Source organism: Burkholderia sp. 22313 (assembly GCF_052045245.1).
Taxonomy (GTDB): domain Bacteria; phylum Pseudomonadota; class Gammaproteobacteria; order Burkholderiales; family Burkholderiaceae; genus Burkholderia.
Genome location: NZ_JBQEON010000001.1, coordinates 40,533 through 55,821, shown reverse-complemented (window position 1 = coordinate 55,821; position 15,289 = coordinate 40,533). Strand labels below are relative to the sequence as shown.

The 15,289-nt window shown below is 65.0% G+C and carries 13 protein-coding genes; 5 read left to right on the top strand and 8 right to left on the bottom strand.

The annotated features are described in order from the left end of the window. Nucleotides 1-39 precede the first annotated feature (39 nt). From ACTJKF_RS00255 to ACTJKF_RS00245, 3 genes are all read right to left on the bottom strand, one after another. Nucleotides 40-1,863 (bottom strand): acyl-CoA dehydrogenase, encoded by a 1,824-nt coding sequence (locus tag ACTJKF_RS00255; RefSeq protein ID WP_440621540.1) that lies wholly within the window; start codon nt 1,861-1,863, stop codon nt 40-42. A gap of 128 nt (nt 1,864-1,991) precedes the next feature. Further along, nucleotides 1,992-2,786: a phytanoyl-CoA dioxygenase family protein gene (locus ACTJKF_RS00250; protein WP_440621539.1), complete on the bottom strand. Its 795-nt coding sequence runs from the start codon at nt 2,784-2,786 to the stop codon at nt 1,992-1,994. 688 nt (nt 2,787-3,474) lie between these two features. After that, nucleotides 3,475-6,663, bottom strand: a complete 3,189-nt coding sequence (locus tag ACTJKF_RS00245; RefSeq protein WP_440621538.1) for a bifunctional cytochrome P450/NADPH--P450 reductase — start codon at nt 6,661-6,663, stop codon at nt 3,475-3,477. A 165-nt stretch (nt 6,664-6,828) separates the two neighbouring features. Between ACTJKF_RS00245 and ACTJKF_RS00240 the strand changes: the two genes are divergently transcribed. Continuing rightward, nucleotides 6,829-7,386 carry a TetR/AcrR family transcriptional regulator gene (locus ACTJKF_RS00240; RefSeq protein ID WP_440621537.1) on the top strand — a complete coding sequence of 186 codons (558 nt, stop codon included), beginning with the start codon at nt 6,829-6,831 and terminating at the stop codon, nt 7,384-7,386. Nucleotides 7,387-7,730: 344 nt separating this feature from the next. On the opposite strand, the gene ACTJKF_RS00235 is transcribed toward ACTJKF_RS00240, so the two are convergent. Beyond that, nucleotides 7,731-8,894 (bottom strand): DUF4382 domain-containing protein, encoded by a 1,164-nt coding sequence (locus tag ACTJKF_RS00235; protein WP_440621536.1) that lies wholly within the window; start codon nt 8,892-8,894, stop codon nt 7,731-7,733. A gap of 359 nt (nt 8,895-9,253) precedes the next feature. Here ACTJKF_RS00235 and ACTJKF_RS00230 point away from each other — a divergent pair, with 359 nt between their 5' ends. Continuing rightward, nucleotides 9,254-9,466: a hypothetical protein gene (locus tag ACTJKF_RS00230; protein WP_440621535.1), complete on the top strand. Its 213-nt coding sequence runs from the start codon at nt 9,254-9,256 to the stop codon at nt 9,464-9,466. A gap of 77 nt (nt 9,467-9,543) precedes the next feature. On the opposite strand, the gene ACTJKF_RS00225 is transcribed toward ACTJKF_RS00230, so the two are convergent. The 3 genes from ACTJKF_RS00225 to ACTJKF_RS00215 form a co-directional block, all read right to left on the bottom strand. After that, entirely contained in the window at nt 9,544-9,849 is a 306-nt protein-coding gene (locus tag ACTJKF_RS00225; protein ID WP_440621534.1) for a hydrogenase maturation factor, read from the bottom strand. Nucleotides 9,850-9,935: 86 nt separating this feature from the next. Further along, entirely contained in the window at nt 9,936-10,358 is a 423-nt protein-coding gene (locus tag ACTJKF_RS00220; protein ID WP_440621533.1) for an NUDIX hydrolase, read from the bottom strand. 109 nt (nt 10,359-10,467) lie between these two features. Then, nucleotides 10,468-11,856 carry a nucleobase:cation symporter-2 family protein gene (locus ACTJKF_RS00215; RefSeq protein WP_440621532.1) on the bottom strand — a complete coding sequence of 463 codons (1,389 nt, stop codon included), beginning with the start codon at nt 11,854-11,856 and terminating at the stop codon, nt 10,468-10,470. Nucleotides 11,857-12,129: 273 nt separating this feature from the next. On the opposite strand from ACTJKF_RS00215, the gene ACTJKF_RS00210 reads away from it, so the two are divergent. From ACTJKF_RS00210 to ACTJKF_RS00200, 3 genes are read left to right on the top strand one after another with little or no spacing between them, the layout of a single operon-like run. Continuing rightward, nucleotides 12,130-12,465 carry a putative quinol monooxygenase gene (locus tag ACTJKF_RS00210; RefSeq protein WP_440621531.1) on the top strand — a complete coding sequence of 112 codons (336 nt, stop codon included), beginning with the start codon at nt 12,130-12,132 and terminating at the stop codon, nt 12,463-12,465. Next, nucleotides 12,462-13,619 carry an iron-containing alcohol dehydrogenase gene (locus ACTJKF_RS00205; protein WP_440621530.1) on the top strand — a complete coding sequence of 386 codons (1,158 nt, stop codon included), beginning with the start codon at nt 12,462-12,464 and terminating at the stop codon, nt 13,617-13,619. Before ACTJKF_RS00210 ends, ACTJKF_RS00205 begins: the two co-directional genes overlap by 4 nt. Nucleotides 13,620-13,674: 55 nt before the next feature. Further along, on the top strand, nt 13,675-14,259 hold the full coding sequence (locus ACTJKF_RS00200; RefSeq protein ID WP_440621528.1) for a putative glycolipid-binding domain-containing protein: 585 nt from the start codon (nt 13,675-13,677) through the stop codon (nt 14,257-14,259). A gap of 20 nt (nt 14,260-14,279) precedes the next feature. Here ACTJKF_RS00200 and ACTJKF_RS00195 read toward each other — a convergent pair whose 3' ends face one another. Then, the gene (locus tag ACTJKF_RS00195; protein WP_440621527.1) at nt 14,280-15,272 is read right to left on the bottom strand and encodes a sulfonate ABC transporter substrate-binding protein; all 993 of its coding nucleotides are present in this window, start codon (nt 15,270-15,272) and stop codon (nt 14,280-14,282) included. Between the last annotated feature and the right edge of the window lie 17 nt (nt 15,273-15,289).

Genomic DNA, 15,289 nt, shown 5'->3' with positions numbered 1-15,289 from the left:
AAACTTTCGACGAAATGCAAGGGAGACGTTGCGTACGGGTCAGAACCAATGCTCCGGCATGGTGAGCGGGGTCGTCTCGACTGGATCGACAACCGCGAGCCACGCAGCCACCTTGGGCATTTCCCAACCGAAGAAGTAGTCGCATGCGGCGAGCTTGCCGCGATGGAAGTCGGTTCCCGATGAGCCGTTCTCGAGCGTACTGGCCACAATTGCCTGATCGAGCCAAAGCCAGCCGACCACGACATGTCCGAATGCCTCGAGATAGGCAGCGGCGTTCGCCAGCCGGACGTCGAGGTCGTCGAGCCGGTGCAACGTATCGGTGACGATACGGATGCGCTCCCATGCACTTTCGAGCGTGCCGGCGTGACGCTGGAGCGAACGGGTCGACCGCGCCGTCGATACGGTCGCGGCGATTTTCCTGTCGAGCGTTGCCATGGCGACACCGCCGCTTGCACCTGTTTTTCGGCCCAGCAGGTCGAGCGCCTGAATGCCGAACGTGCCTTCGTGTATCGGATTGAGGCGGTTGTCGCGATAGAACTGCTCGACGTTGTATTCGCGCGTGTATCCATAGCCGCCGTGAACCTGAATGGCGAGATCGTTGGCGGCGAGGCCCCATTGCGATGGCCAGCTCTTGACAACCGGGGTGAGCAGGTCAAGCAGGCGATGTGCTTCTTCGCGACCGTCGGCGTCTTCCAGCGACTGGACATCGTCGCTCAGGCGAGCCGCGTAAAGACACAACGCCAGCGCGCCGGAAACATAAGCCTTTTGTGCCAGCAGCATGCGCCGGACGTCGGCATGACCGATGATCGGGATTGGCGCGGAGGCGGGCGCCCGGTCGCCGCGCGGGCGCCCCTGCACGCGCGTCTTCGCATAATCGAGCGCGTGCAGGTAGCCTGTATAACCGATCGAGGCGGCACTGAGGCCGACCGAGATACGCGCCTCGTTCATCATGTGGAACATGTACGCCAGCCCCTTGCCGGGCTCGCCGACGATCTCGCCGATCGCGCCGGCCTCGCCTTCGGGGAGGTAGCGGCCCTCGCCGAAATTGAGCAGGCAGTTCACGGTGCCGCGATATCCCATCTTGTGATTGATGCCGGCCAGCGCGACATCGTTTTGCGGGCCCGGCAGGCCGTCGGCGCCGGGCAACTTGCGCGGAACCGTGAAGAGCGAGATGCCCTGGATGCCTGGCGGAAGCTGGCCGTTTTCGTCGGGAATCTTTGCCAGCACCAGATGGACGATATTCTCGGCAAGCTCGTGATCGCCGCCTGAAATCCACATCTTGTTGCCGAACAGGCGGTAGCGGCCATCCTTGCCCGGGACCGCACGCGTGCGGATGTCGGCAAGGCTCGACCCGGCTTGCGGCTCCGACAGGCACATCGTGCCGAAGCACCGACCTTCCGACATGGCCTTGACGTAGTGCTCCACCCGCTCCCGTTCGCCGTGGGCCATGAGCAGATTGGCGTTCGCGATGGTGAGAAACGCGTAGCCCGCGGTGCCCGGATTGGCTGCCAGCAAGTACGCCATGCCGGCCCGCTCCACGGTGCTCGGCAGGCTCATGCCGTTCCATTCGCCGGAGAACGATGCGCTGATCAGGCCGGCGTCCGAGAATGCGCGCAAGGCGATACCGACTTCCGGGTTGATGGTGACGCGTTCTCCGTCGAATGCGGGCTCGTTGCTGTCGTTCTTCTTGTTGTGAGGCTTGAAGAGATCCGTGGCGAGCGATTCGTAGACATCGAGCACGGAGGTGTAGTCGAAGCGGTCTTGCCCGGCATATCGTTGCCTGTGAGCAAGAGACTCGACCTTTAGCCAGTCGAAAAGGATGAACTCCACGTCGTGACGGGAGAGGGTGAGTTCGCTAGTCATGGAATTGAGCGGGTAGCTTTATGTCGGATTCGAAATCCGAAGGATATGAACTGAGGAATACGAATCATTACCATGGGAAATCGATCTGCAGGAGCGGTCCCGCGCCCGCGCACGCTTCCGTTCGCGGCTCAAAGGCCGAGGTGCGTCGCAATATCGTCGTAGTCGACTTGCCACAGGCCCGGCGTTCCAGCCGGATATTGAGAGCGGAAGCCGATGATTCGCTGGACACGTTTGGACAGGCTTCTCACGATGTCCATGTCGACGATGAACGGATACGCTTCCTCCGGGGTCAGGTAGGACGGCTGCATCGGCAGCGTGAGCCCGCGTCGGCGCTCGCTCTTCGTCACGTTGGCGCCGCCGCCGTGGATCACTTTTCCGCTGAACAGCAACGCGTCGCCGGCCTCCATCTCGGCGGCGATGGTCATGTCGGGCGTGCCCTTGCTGTCGAAGTAGTCCTCGTCCCAGTTCTGGCTTCCGGGGATGATTCGGGTGGCGCCGTTTTCCTCGGTGAAGCGCGTGAGGGCAATCATCAGGTTGGTAAACACCGTCGGCCCGCTGACGCCGAGCGCGCACAGCGGCGGGAAGTTGCCGACATCGCGATGCAGCATTTGCGCGGTGTTGCCGGGGCCGATGTCGATTACCTGTGCGGTCGACAGCCACCAGTCGCCCGACTCTTCACGGTATAGCACCTCGCCGAGTGCGTGAAAGAGTTCGTCGTCGAGCACGCCGCCGAAGGTCTTGCTGTGCGTGATCATGTTCGTCAGGCGCTTCGTATGCGCGCCGTGGAATGCCTTGATCAATTCATTGTCGTGCGACGATCCTTCGCGAAGCCCTTCGAGCGGACCGTCGACCTCGCGATTGATGTTCGCGACTTGTTCCGCCGACAGATAGCCCTTGATCCGGACGCCGCCGTATTGATTCATCAGCGACACGATTTCCTCTGCGCTGGTCGTCTTGGGGACGAAGGGGAGAGAGTCTTGAATGGTCCGACTATTTGCGCTCATTGTTTCCTCGACGTGGTGGTGATGGCTCAATCAAAGCAACGTCACTTTCTGAATCCGGCCTGCGGGAATTTAAGGGAACGTGTGACTTGGTCGTTTGACCATTTATATTCCGGCTTGATGCGACTGATCCCTTTCCCGATGGTCAACAGGGCCGCCGGGTTATCCGGTGGGTCGGAATGTTCGCCACCAATATGGTCGAGTGATCAAGTCAAATGACGATGAAAAATTATCATCATGCCCGTCCATGGTCGATCATGGTTAACCCGTTCGCTTTCCGAATGATTCGACCGGTGAACGACAAGAGACGGGGGGCGGGCGTGGGCGTGGGCAAGCGAGGCCAGGCCATCCGCTGAACGGGAGGCGAAGGGCCGGCCGCGGCGGCCGGCGTACATGCGCGATGGCGGCGCTGTGTCGAATGGAAAGGAAGGATTGCCCATCCGGTTCGGTCAGTGATCGACCGGAGCCGGATGGGCGGAGGCAAAGGCAAGCGGGTGCCGGCCCGGAATCCGGAGGCTAGTCGCTCGAACGCGGGAAAGCCGGGGCGGAGTGGTTCAATTGCGCGTCGGCGTTCCCCGGACACCGGCAATCCGCATGGCCGTCGTTCGCATCATGCGAACACATCGGCAACATATCGGCCATGCTCGCGCTCCAACGTGTCGATCCATGCGCGCGCGTCCTCGTCGTTCGCGCCAGTTGCATCCTGGTAGATCCGACCCAGCGTGGCCCGCACGGCAGGAGCCATGTTCTTGCCATCCCCGCAGACATAGACGGTGGCACCTTGCGCAAACAGCGCGGCGATCCTCTCCCGCTCGAGCCATACCTTGTCTTGAACGAAGCGAGCGCCTTCCTCCGGGCGGTTCGAATAGGCCGGCATCACGTCGACCACGCCGCAGTTCGCCCACTCGTCGAGCTCGTCGCGGTAGAGAAAGTCGACGTCGGGGTCATCGATCCCGAAGAACAGCAACGACGGGCCCACGTTCTCTCCTCGCTGCTTCTGTAGCGCCCGCTCTTGCAGAAAGCCGCGGAACGGGGCGATACCGGAACCCGCGCAAATCATGATCATCGGGAGGCCCGGTTCGGCGGGTGGCCGAAAGCGCGCATTCGACGGCCTGACCGCGACGGACACACCGTCACCCGTGTCGAGTCGCGCGAGATACGACGACGCGACCCCCTCGTGACGACCATTGCCCGAGAATGCCGGCGCATCGACCACGGCGACCGTCAGCGTCACGTGATCGGCTTTCCAGAGGGGCGAGGACGAGATCGAATATTGGCGTGCTTTCAGCGCGGGCAGCATGTCGAGGAACTTGTCGAACGGCAAATCGGCGGACCCGAAGCGTTCGAGCAGATCGATGACGGTGGTGCGTTTTTCCAGAATCTCGCATTCGAAGGCGCCGGTGCTCAGGCGCTCGAGCTCGACCTTCTCGGGCGGGCAGCGCGTGGCGGCGGCCAGCGCCGATACTTGCGACCGGGTAGCCGGAACGGCAAGTTCGACGTAGCTCGAAAACAGCTCGCCGCAACCGATCGCCTGGCCGAGCGGAAGGCGTGGATTGCTCGATACCCCTTCGATGACCACCTGTGTGTCCCAGCTCAGGCGGAATCGGCGCAACACACGATCGACGTTACGTTTCGCGTTGCGAGGCAGAACGGCCAGGTAATCGCCGGCGCGATAGGTCATCGTCTCCGGCAGCTTCAGTTCGATGTGCTTCTTCGAGCGGCTTCCCGGCACGCGCACATCGACCAGCTCCCGGTTGTCGATCACGGTTGCGTACGTCATGTCGTCCACGCTGAGCAATTTCTCGCGAACGTTATCGAGGAAACTGACGTTGAGTGCGGGATGGCCACTTGGGGCAATCGGCGCGTCCTTCCCGAAGCTGATCGCAAAGCGGCTCCAGAACTCGGCATACCATCGATCGAACTCGCCAAAGAAGTCTCCGCCCGAATCGAGCTCGCCTCGGACGTGAACGCGCGTGGCGCCCGCGTTCTCGAAGGCTGCATCGACGCGCTTGGGGATCGCCTGATACGTTCGTGCCCACTGCTTGTTGCCGCATCCAAGAACGGCGAACTTGACTCCGTCCAGCGTTCCGGTGCGCGTCGCCTCGATATGCGGAAGAAACGATCTCGCGTTGTCCGGCGGCTGGCCTTCGTAGGAAGCCGTGACGACCACGATCGCAGGGAACCCGTCGATTTTTCCTGCAAACGCGTCGAGCGGGGCGCAGGTGGCATGAAAGCCGTGGCGGCCTGCGTCGCCGGCAATGCGGCGAGCAAACGACTCCGACGAACCGGTGTTCCCGCCAAAGAGGACGAGCATCTTCGTCGCGTCGTTGCCGGCGACGGACGTCGCGTGGTCGACGCCCGGGCTTTGGGCGCTCGCGCGGACGCGAGGCGTGTCGTTCGACACCTTGCGCGCACTTCGCGCCCGCGGCCGCACGTTGATACGCAGGCCGGTGGGCTTGAGCGTGAGGGTTTCGGCGACGGTCAGCTCATAGTCCGGATCGGCCAAGGAGAAATCGAATCGCTGAAGCAGCATGATCAGAACCAGGTGGGCTTCCTGCATGGCAAACGGCCGGCCGATACACGCGCGCGCACCATTGCCGAAGGGTTTCCACGCGTTCGGCGGGAGTTTCTCCGCATTCTCCGGTGCAAATCGCTCCGGACGAAACGCCTCGACGTCGTCGCCCCAGACGCTGGTATCCCGATGCAGCATCGGCGTCAGGATCATGATGATGTCGTCCGGAGAAACGGCATATTTCCCGCCGAACGTGGTGTCGGCGAGCGGCGTGACGGCGAAGCCCGGGGCCGTCGGCCAGATCCGCAACGTTTCCATCAGGATCTGCTCGATGTAGCGCAGTCGCGCCAGATGCTCGATCCGTGGGGTGTCGCTGCCGACCACCTCGTCGACCATGTCCCGTGCGCGTTGCAGTACGTCCGGGTTCTTGAGGAGGAAATAGGTGGCAAAGGACAGGAGCCCGCTCGTCGTCTCATGCCCGGCGATCAGGAACGTGATCATCTGGTAGACGATATTCTCGTCATCGAGCTTTTCTCCGGTCACGGGATCGACACCGTTGAGCATCCGGTCCAGCAGGTCCATTGCTTCCTCGTTGTCGTGCGGATGCTTTCGCCTTTCCTCGATCATCCGGGTCGCGAGCGATCGCATGACCTCGATATCCGCGTCGAACTTCCGACTCCGGCCGAGCATCAGTTTCGACACCAGTTTCGGCCGCAGCTCACGCTTGCCGGCCTCGCTGAGCGTGTTGACCATCGCGTCGACGAACGGATGCTGGTCTTCGCGGTAGAAGCTGTTGAAACGGCAGTCGAACGCACACAGCGCGATCGTGTCGAGTGTCAGGCGCGTCATGTGATCGGACACATCGACAGCCGTCTCGGGGCCGAATCGTTGCCAATAGAGAAACATCTGATCGGCGATGTCGACCATCTTGTCGAACATGGACCAGATGCTGAGGGGCCCAAATGACTGCATCAGGACACGATGCGCCTTTGCCCAGTTCGGCTCATCGCCGAATGCCGTGAACAGCCCATCGCCGATCGCCGGTCTCAATTCGAGCAGGGACTGGTGCACGGACTTCTGAAACCGGCTTTCGTCGCATACCTCGTCGACGAGTGCCTGCCCGCTGACGACGTAGTAACCTTGTCCGAACACCTCGAACCAGTAGACTGGCCCGTACGTTCGCGCGAGGTCCATCATCTTGGCGAGCGGCGATGGCCCGAGGACTTCCATCAGGTGACCGATGATGGGCTTCAGCGGCGGTTGCGGGACGAGGGCGGAAGATTTCATTTCAATCACCTTTCACAAGGACATGTCGAAGCGTCGCATCTCAATCTATTGAACGAATGTAAAATAGACAAAAGGACATGTCCAGAGCTTTTTATGCCACCTGACGTAAGCCCTAATCCCGCCGATCCTCGCTTTCAGCGCAGTTACGATGCCCTCGTCCGGGCCGTGACGGAACTGCTCGACGAGGCGCCGCTGAACACGCTCAGCATTGCTCAACTCGTGCAGCGTGCAGGTGTCGCTCGCCCCACTTTCTATCAGCACTTCCCGGACCTCCAGGTTGCCGCTCAGCGGGCGGCGTTGGTGAGGCTCGAGAACGCATTCACGTTCGTCGAGGAGCAGGGCAAGCTGCTGAATCCGTCGAACGTCGCGTTCATCAAGTCGATGGAAGTGGAAACGGCGCTGATCCTCCAGCATTTGCAGGCCCATCAGTCTTTCTATCTGACCGTATTCAACGAGGCGGCGACATCGGCGTTTTTCGATGACCTCGTGACTTTCGTCGCGGGGCGCATCCTCCCGCCCTATGAAGGAATCCGAACGGAAGCGGAAGGGGATTGCCTGACCGTATTGGGCGGCGGCCTGGTCTGGACGGCGGTTCATTGGCTTCGCCAGGGCCCTGCGCGCGAGCATCCGGACGCAATGGCCAAGCGCATGGCCAGCACATCGGCAACGATCCTCGACGCCTTCGGTCTGACTCAAGGGTTCGCGCAGGCGGATTCGAATTAGCGGCGGCGGCGGGGGACGTTGCGTCGCGGCCCGGAGCGATCGATCGTTTGCGTCGGCTGCCTGCCGCCATGACCGTCATGCGGCAACATGAAAAAGGCCCGCTTGACGCGGGCCTCGTGCAATCAGCAATTGCCTTTCTTCGCCTGTCCGGGCGGGCAGAACCCGTTCCCCGGGCCGCCCTGCGGCGCGACGACGACGGGCGCGCCCGGAACGTATGCGACACACCCGCTGAGCGCACCGACTACGCTCGCCGCGGCGAGTAGTGCGATAACTCCTTTCTTCACTTCGTTCTCCCGTTACTGAGGAAAGGGCCGTGCGGCCCTTTCGATGATGCTGTCGACGCGTCAGAAGCTGAAATTGACGTTCGACTGGCTGGTCGTTGCGTTGACGCTGGCCGATTGCGTTGCGCCCGACGCCGCGTCCGCTTCGATCGTATATTGTGCGGCGGCGGACGGAGACGCGGCGAGCGCGACCGGCAGCGAACCCGAGTACGTACCGACGATCGGTGCGGCCGTGGGCACGTTGAGCGCATAGGCGCCCGTGTCCATGTTCGCGTTGATCGACGTGATCTCGTACGCATTGGCATCGACGGTCTGCAGCGCACGCACGAACGCGTCGGCGCTTGCCGTCACGGTGCCGCTGACCGTGCTCATCGTCGATGCCGGCAGCGCGATCGGCGCGTTCGACGCCGACACCGCCGTGGTCGTGTTCACCACGACCGGAACCGAGCGGACGATGCCCGACGCGAAGTCGTTCTGCACGATCACGACGTCGTAGTTGCCTTGCGTCGAGCTCTGAATCAGCGGCGACAGCACGAATTTCCCGGTGCTGTCGGCCACCGTCCCGCGGACCACCTTGCCGCCTTGCTCGGCATACACGGTCGCGCCGGCCTCCGCCGATGCGACGTAACCGGAGATCGCGCCGCTCACGACGGTCGGGGTCGCGGTGACGACCGGCTTCAGCGCATACGTGCCGTTGCCGCGTTGAACGATCGACTTGCACGCGTTGAAGTCGAGCACGAGATCGACGAGCGTGTTCGGTTGCACCGTGAACGGCTGGATGATCTTGTAGCCGCTTTGCGTCGCGCTCGGCGTCGCGAGCGCCTGCTCCGTGCCGCCCGTCGGGACGACCGAATTCGCGAGGCTGTTGCCCTGGTTCTGCGCCAGAACGAGGCGGACCTGCTGATACTGGCCGGCCGGCAGCGCGGTCTGTCCGATATCGGCGAGCACGCCGTTGGTCAGCGACAGCAGGTCGATCTTCTGCGGTGTCGCCAGCGTGATCGTCGACCAGCCGGCATCGTTATCGGCGGCATTTGCATTCGCATTGACGCGAACCTGCGAGACGGTCACATAGACGTGATCGAATCCGCATGAAGGCGCATCGGTCATAGCGACATGCAGCGTGCCGGTCTGCACGCTGCCGCCGCCGTCGTCGCCGCCGCCGCAACCGGCGAGCGCAAACGGCACCATTGCCGCACACAGTGCGGCTTTCCAGAATGTGTTGTTCATTGTTTTATTCCCCCTCCGACATGATTGTGGGTGCAACGAAGCATAGCCGCGCGTGGTGTGCGCAGTGTCGTCAGGTTTGAAACGAACCGTAAATTCTGCGTCGGACCGTAAGTCCTGTTGCCGGTCGATCGGGCGTCGCGCCGCGATGGCGTGCCTTGCGGTGCGTCGCGACCGAATATCCGGCCCGATCGGGCAGGGATGAAGCGCCGTGGCGGGGCTTGGTCGCGGCTGGCAAAAACTTGATCGGTGAAAGCACCAGATTCGCGCCGATTCTTTCCCCGCTATAGTCAAAAAACGGGCGGTAGTCACGTGCGCCATGCGCCGACACCGCTCAGGCAACGACTGTAGACGGGTGCTGTATGAAAAACACAATCGAAAAAACCACCGGACCGGTCTGGGGTGTGGCGGCAGGGTTGCTCCTCGCTGCTGCGGGGCTGAGTCTCGGCATCTTCCCGAAATCGCTGAACAGCGCGGGAACCGCAAACGACTTCATGGCATCCGGCATCGCGATGCTGGGGATCTTCCTCGTCGTCTATTCCATGCACGAAATACGTAGAAAACGCCCGCACTGAGCGCCGGCGTGCCGCCGGCTTTACAACGACGGCTTTGCAACGACAATTCGCAACGACGATCCGGGCCGGCCGACGGCTCAGGGATGCGCTCGCCGTCCGTCCGCGGAACCCGCATCGACCAACAGATCGTCGACGATGATTTCGCCGGCCGTCCGGCCTGCGCGCAACGCGTCGAGGGTGTCGCCGAACAGGCGGCCGCCATCGTCGGCGAGGCGGATCGGGGCGAGCAGACGCGGCGCGCTGCCGGCCGTACGCACCTGCACGACCGCGACGAACCCGAAGCCGAGCGGGTCGGGCGGCGGCGCAGGGTCGCGCGGCAGGGCGAGCCGGAATTCGCAGCGGACATCGATGGTGTATCCGCGGTAGGTGTACGCACTGTTCATCTGCAGCTCGCTCGAAAGGGAACGCGACGACGGACCGTGGGCGCATCATATCGGCTCGTGCGAGCCGTTGGGGGTGGGGTGTCTACCTACTTGATCAGGATTTCGTGCTCGTAGACGAGCTCGACGATGCGCTTCGTCGGGATGCTGGCGCGCAGTTCATCGACGCTGTCGATCCGGAACCACTTGCACCTCTCGATCTCGTTGTTCGCTTGCGGCACCAGGTCCGGGCCGACTTCGGCGAAGAACACGTGATGCACTTTCGCGAGCCCGGTGAACTGCATCGAGTAGACGAGTGCCTGACCGGTGATGCCGGTCTCTTCCTGCAGCTCCCGATGCGCGGCTTCGAGCGGCGTTTCCGCGCGCTTGATCGTGCCGCCGGGCAGCGCCCAGCGCGACGATGCGCGCGCAACGAGCAGGACCTGTTCTTCGCGGTAGCAGACGACGGTCGCCCGTTCCTTGATCGGAACGGCGCTGATTTCCGGCGTCGTGGTGGAGGGGGCTTGAGGCATGAGCCGATTCTAGCGAGTGTCGGGCGCCGGGCCAAGCCGGTCTCGGCGACCCTGGAGCGAGCGCGACGCGGCCCGTCGGTCGGACCGCGTCGTCAGGGCGTGCGCCGCGTTACTTCTGTTCCGGCAGGAACCAGTTCATCACGAGCGCGCAGATGCCCCCCGTCGCGACACCCGATTCGAGCACGTTCTTCAGCGCATGCGGCAGGCTGTTCAGGATGTCCGGCACCTGCGACACGCCGAGGCCGAGCGCCAGCGACACCGCGATGATCAGCAGCGCGCGGCGATCGAGCGGGATGCCGGACAGGATGTTGATGCCCGATGCGGCCACCGCGCCGAACATCACCATCGCCGCCCCGCCGAGCACGGGTTCCGGCACGGCCTGCAGCGCACCGGCGACGACCGGGAACAGGCCGAGCACCACCAGCATGCCCGCGATCCAGATGCCGACGTAGCGGCTCGCGACGCCGGTAATCTGGATCACGCCGTTGTTCTGCGCGAACACGGAGCTCGGGAACGTGTTGAACACGCCGGCCAGCAGCGAGTTCGCGCCGTTGACGAGCACGCCGCCCTTGATCCGCCGCATCCACACCGGCCCTTCGACCGGCTCCTTCGAGATCTTGCTGGTGGCGGTGACGTCGCCGATGGCCTCGAGCGACGTGACGAGATAGATGATCAGCATCGGCACGAACAGCGACCACGAGAAGCCGATGCCGAAGTGCAGCGGCGTCGGGATCTGGAACAGCGCGGCCTGGTGCACGCCGGTGAAGTCGAGGCGGCCGAGCACCGCCGCCGCGACATAACCGATCACGAGCGCGATCACGAGCGCGGTGCTGCGCACCCACACGATCGGCACGCGGTTCAGCAGGATGATCGTGCCGAGCACGAGGCATGACAGCGTCAGGTTCTGCGCGCTCGCGAACGTGCCGTTGGCCATCGCGCCGAAGCCGCCGCCCATGCTGATCAGGCCGACCTTGATCAGCGTGAGGCCGATCAGCAGCACGACGATGCCGGTGACGAGCGGCGTGATCAGGCGCTTCACGAACGGCAGGATGCGCGACACGCCCATCTCGACGAACGACCCGGCGATCACGACGCCGAAGATCGCGGCCATCACGGTCGCGACCGGCGTGCCTTGCTTGACCATCAGGCTGCCGCCGGCGATCAGCGGCCCGACGAAGTTGAAGCTGGTGCCCTGCACGATCAGAAGGCCGGCGCCGAGCGGGCCGAAGCGCTTGCACTGCACGAAGGTGGCGATGCCGGAAATCACCAGCGACATCGACACGATCAGGGTCGTATCCCGGCTCGACACGCCGAGCGCCTGGCAGATCAGCAAGCCGGGCGTGACGATCGGCACGATGATCGCCAGCAGATGCTGCAGCGCGGCGACGAACGCGACCATCGGCGCGGGCCGGTCATTGGGGCCATAGACGAGGTCGTGCGACGGGTCGGCAGCGTCGGCGCCGTGGGCGGCGGATCGGGCGGGAGAAGCGGGTTGCATGGCGAGCGGGCCGGACAAGGTGGAAAGTGCGGCATTTTAGCCGAAGGGCCCGGCGCCGCCGCGGGGGCGCGATGCAATAGCCGGGATTCGGGAAAGCGGCGCCGCGTCGGCGGTGCGCTGCGCGCGCGGTGCCGATTCAATACAATGCGACGTCGAGGCGTCGGCGCCGTATCGGGCGGCCGGCGCCACGTGGGCAAGCGCGATCGACGAGCGACCGCGCAGGGCGGAAAGGCGGCCCGGCATGACGGGCCGCCGGCGACTACGGAGCTCAGCATGAACGAACCTTACCTGCAGGTCATCGCGCATTACTTCGCGCAACCCGGCAACGGCGACCGCGTGGTCGAACTGCTGGCGGAACTCGCGCCGGCCACGCGCGCCGAGCCGAAAAACCTCGACTACGCGTACTTCCGGTCGCCGGTCGACCCCGACCACATCGTGATCCTCGAGCGTTACCGCGATGCCGACGGCCTCGACGCGCATCGGGAAACGCCGCATTTCCAGCGGATCGGCGTCGGCGCGATCATTCCGCTGCTCGAGCGCCGCGACGTGACGCGCTACATGGTGCAGCCGGACACCGGCACGGCGACGCCTCCGGGAGGGGCCCGATGAACCCGTTTCAATTCCGTACCGTTCCGGCGCAAATCGTCGAATTCGGCGCCGCGCGCCGGCTCGGCGCGCTGTTGCGCGAACGCTTTCCGGCACTCGCGCGGCTGTGTGTCGTCACCGACGCGTTCCTGCATCGCAGCGGCGTGCTCGCGCCGGCGCTGGAGAGCCTCGCCGCGCACGGCTGGCAGGTGACCGTGATCGACGACGTGATCGCCGATCCGCCCGAACACATCGTGCTCGAAGCAACCGCGCGGGCGGTGGCGGCCGATGCCGAGCTCGTGCTCGGTCTCGGCGGCGGCTCGTCGATGGACGTCGCGAAGCTGATCGCGGTGCTCGCCCCGGGGCGGCAGCCCCTGGCCGAGATGTACGGCGTCGACAAGGTGACGGCGTCGCGGCTGCCGCTCGTGCAGATGCCGACCACGGCCGGCACCGGCTCCGAAGTGACGGCCGTGTCGATCGTCACGATCGGCGAGGCGCGCAAGATGGGCGTCGTGTCGCCGCACCTGTTCGCGGACGTCGCGATCCTCGACGCCGAGCTGACGCTCGGGCTGCCGCGCGCGGCAACGGCCGCGACGGGCATCGACGCGATGGTGCATGCGATCGAGGCCTATACGTCGGCGCGGCTGAAGAATCCGGTGTCCGACATGCTGGCCGTGCAGGCATTGACGCTGCTGTCGCGCAACCTGCTGAAGGCATGCGACGACGGCAGCGACCGCCACGCGCGCGAAGCGATGCTGGTCGGCGCGACGTTCGCCGGGCAGGCCTTCGCGAACGCGCCGGTCGCGGCCGTGCATGCGCTGGCCTATCCGGTGGGCGGCCTCTTCCATGTGCCGCACGGCTTGTCGAACGCGCTCGTGCTGCCGCATGTGTTGCGCTTCAACGCACCGGCCGCCGCGCCGCTGTATGCGGAACTCGCGGCGATCGTGGCGCCGTCGGCGGCGGGCAGCGACGCAGCGAGGACCCAGGCGCTGATCGACGAGATCGATCGCCTGATCGTCGCGACGGGCATTCCGCGCACGCTGCGCGAAGTCGGTGTCGGCGAGGGCGACCTGCCGAGGATGGCGTCGGATGCGATGCTGCAGACGCGCCTGCTCGTGAACAATCCGCGCGAGGTCACGGAAGCCGACGCGCTGGCGATCTATCGGCATGCGTGGTGACCGGGGCACGTGACTGCGCGGCTGCCACGCGCGCGCATCCTCGACGGGAGGCGGCATGACGCCACATGACGAAGCGGCGCACACGCGCTGCGTCGCATGGCAGATCGCGCAGCCCTGGCAGGCGGGCGAATGGTGCCGGCTCGTCGAGACGCGCGCGGGCATCGACCTGTCGGGCGCGGTGGCGGGCGCGATCGACGGCACGCCGTTTCGCGTCGACTACGCGATCGTGTGCGGCGTCGACTGGCTGACGCGCTCGGTGCGCGTGACGCATTGGCTCGGTGCCGCGCCGCCCCGGCAACTCGCGATCGAATGCGACGCGGGACGCTGGACGGTCGACGGCGTCGACGTGCCGGCCCTCGCGGGCGCGACCGACGTCGATCTCGGTTTCAGTCCGTCGACCAATACGCTGCCGATCCGGCGTCTCGGGCTTGAAGTCGGCGCGTCGGCCGTGATCCACACCGCGTGGCTGCGTTTTCCGGCGTTCGAGATCGTGCGCGGCGAGCAGCGCTATGCGCGCACGGCGGAGCACGTGTATCGCTACGAGAGCGGCACGTATGCGGCCGATCTCGCGGTCGACGATGCAGGCCTCGTCACCGATTACGACGCGTGGCGGCGGACCGGCGCGACGCGCGCGCCGTAACGCGTCGCGGCGGCGCTGCGTCAGCGCGCGTTGGCGACCGTCACCTTGCCGGGAATCAGCTTCAGTGTGCTGAATGCGTCGGCGATGCTCTGCTGATATGCGAGCGTCGCATCGGTGATCGGCTGTACGCCGTAGCCGGTCCGCTTGAGCGCGATTTCGAGCGTCGGCGTGTCGAGGCCGACGAGCGGCGACAGTTGTGCGGCGACTTCCGGGATGTGGTCGCGTCCCCAGCGATCGACCGCGTCGACTTCCTCGAGCAGCGTGCGCAGCACCTGCGGCTGTGCGGCCGCGTATTGGCGCGCGGCGAGGTAGTACTGCGTGTTGCGCACGAGCCCGTCGCCGTTCGCGATCACGCGCGCGCCGAGCTGCCGTTCGGCGGCGGCCAGGTACGGATCCCAGATCACCCACGCATCGACGTTGCGCTGCACGAACGCGGCGCGCGCGTCGGCGGGCGTCAGGTAGATCGGGTGGATGTCGGCATACGTGAGGCCCGCGTGTTCCAGCGCCTTGACGAGCAGGTAGTGGACGTTCGACCCCCTGTTGAACGCGACCTTCTTGCCGCGCAACTGCGCGACGGTGCGGATCGGCGAATCGGGCAGCACGACGATCGCCTCGCCGTGCGGCGCGGGCGGTTCGTTGCCGATATAGACGAAATCGACGCCGGCCGCCTGCGCGAAGATCGGCGGCGTCTCGCCGACCGTGCCGACGTCGATTGCGCCGGCGTTCAGCCCATCGAGCAGTTGCGGGCCGGCCGGGAACTCGAGCCATTGCACCGTCACGCCCTGGCTCGCGAGCCGCTTTTCGAGCGTGCCGCGCGCCTTGAGCACGACGAAGTTGCCGTATTTCTGGAAACCGATGCGCAGCCGCTTGTCGCTGCCCTGGGCCCGTGCGGGCAGGCCCGCGAGCGGGCCGAGCGCGAGCCCGGCCAAGCCGGCTGCCGCGCCGTGCAGCCATTGGCGGCGGCGCGGGTTGGCCGGGGTCGTTTCAAGGTCTGCGTGCGGGGTGTCGTTCATCGAGGCGTCCTGCTGGC

Excerpts from the sequence above, each read along its gene's own strand:
- ACTJKF_RS00215 (WP_440621532.1), bottom strand. The coding sequence starts at position 11,856 with ATGCAACCCGCTTCTCCCGCCCGATCCGCCGCCCACGGCGCCGACGCT.
- ACTJKF_RS00205 (WP_440621530.1), top strand. The coding sequence starts at position 12,462 with ATGAACCCGTTTCAATTCCGTACCGTTCCGGCGCAAATCGTCGAATTC.
- ACTJKF_RS00235 (WP_440621536.1), bottom strand. The coding sequence starts at position 8,894 with ATGAACAACACATTCTGGAAAGCCGCACTGTGTGCGGCAATGGTGCCG.
- ACTJKF_RS00210 (WP_440621531.1), top strand. The coding sequence starts at position 12,130 with ATGAACGAACCTTACCTGCAGGTCATCGCGCATTACTTCGCGCAACCC.
- ACTJKF_RS00255 (WP_440621540.1), bottom strand. The coding sequence starts at position 1,863 with ATGACTAGCGAACTCACCCTCTCCCGTCACGACGTGGAGTTCATCCTT.
- ACTJKF_RS00195 (WP_440621527.1), bottom strand. The coding sequence starts at position 15,272 with ATGAACGACACCCCGCACGCAGACCTTGAAACGACCCCGGCCAACCCG.
- ACTJKF_RS00225 (WP_440621534.1), bottom strand. The coding sequence starts at position 9,849 with ATGAACAGTGCGTACACCTACCGCGGATACACCATCGATGTCCGCTGC.
- ACTJKF_RS00250 (WP_440621539.1), bottom strand. The coding sequence starts at position 2,786 with ATGAATCAATACGGCGGCGTCCGGATCAAGGGCTATCTGTCGGCGGAA.
- ACTJKF_RS00220 (WP_440621533.1), bottom strand. The coding sequence starts at position 10,358 with ATGCCTCAAGCCCCCTCCACCACGACGCCGGAAATCAGCGCCGTTCCG.
- ACTJKF_RS00200 (WP_440621528.1), top strand. The coding sequence starts at position 13,675 with ATGACGCCACATGACGAAGCGGCGCACACGCGCTGCGTCGCATGGCAG.
- ACTJKF_RS00245 (WP_440621538.1), bottom strand. The coding sequence starts at position 6,663 with ATGAAATCTTCCGCCCTCGTCCCGCAACCGCCGCTGAAGCCCATCATC.
- ACTJKF_RS00230 (WP_440621535.1), top strand. The coding sequence starts at position 9,254 with ATGAAAAACACAATCGAAAAAACCACCGGACCGGTCTGGGGTGTGGCG.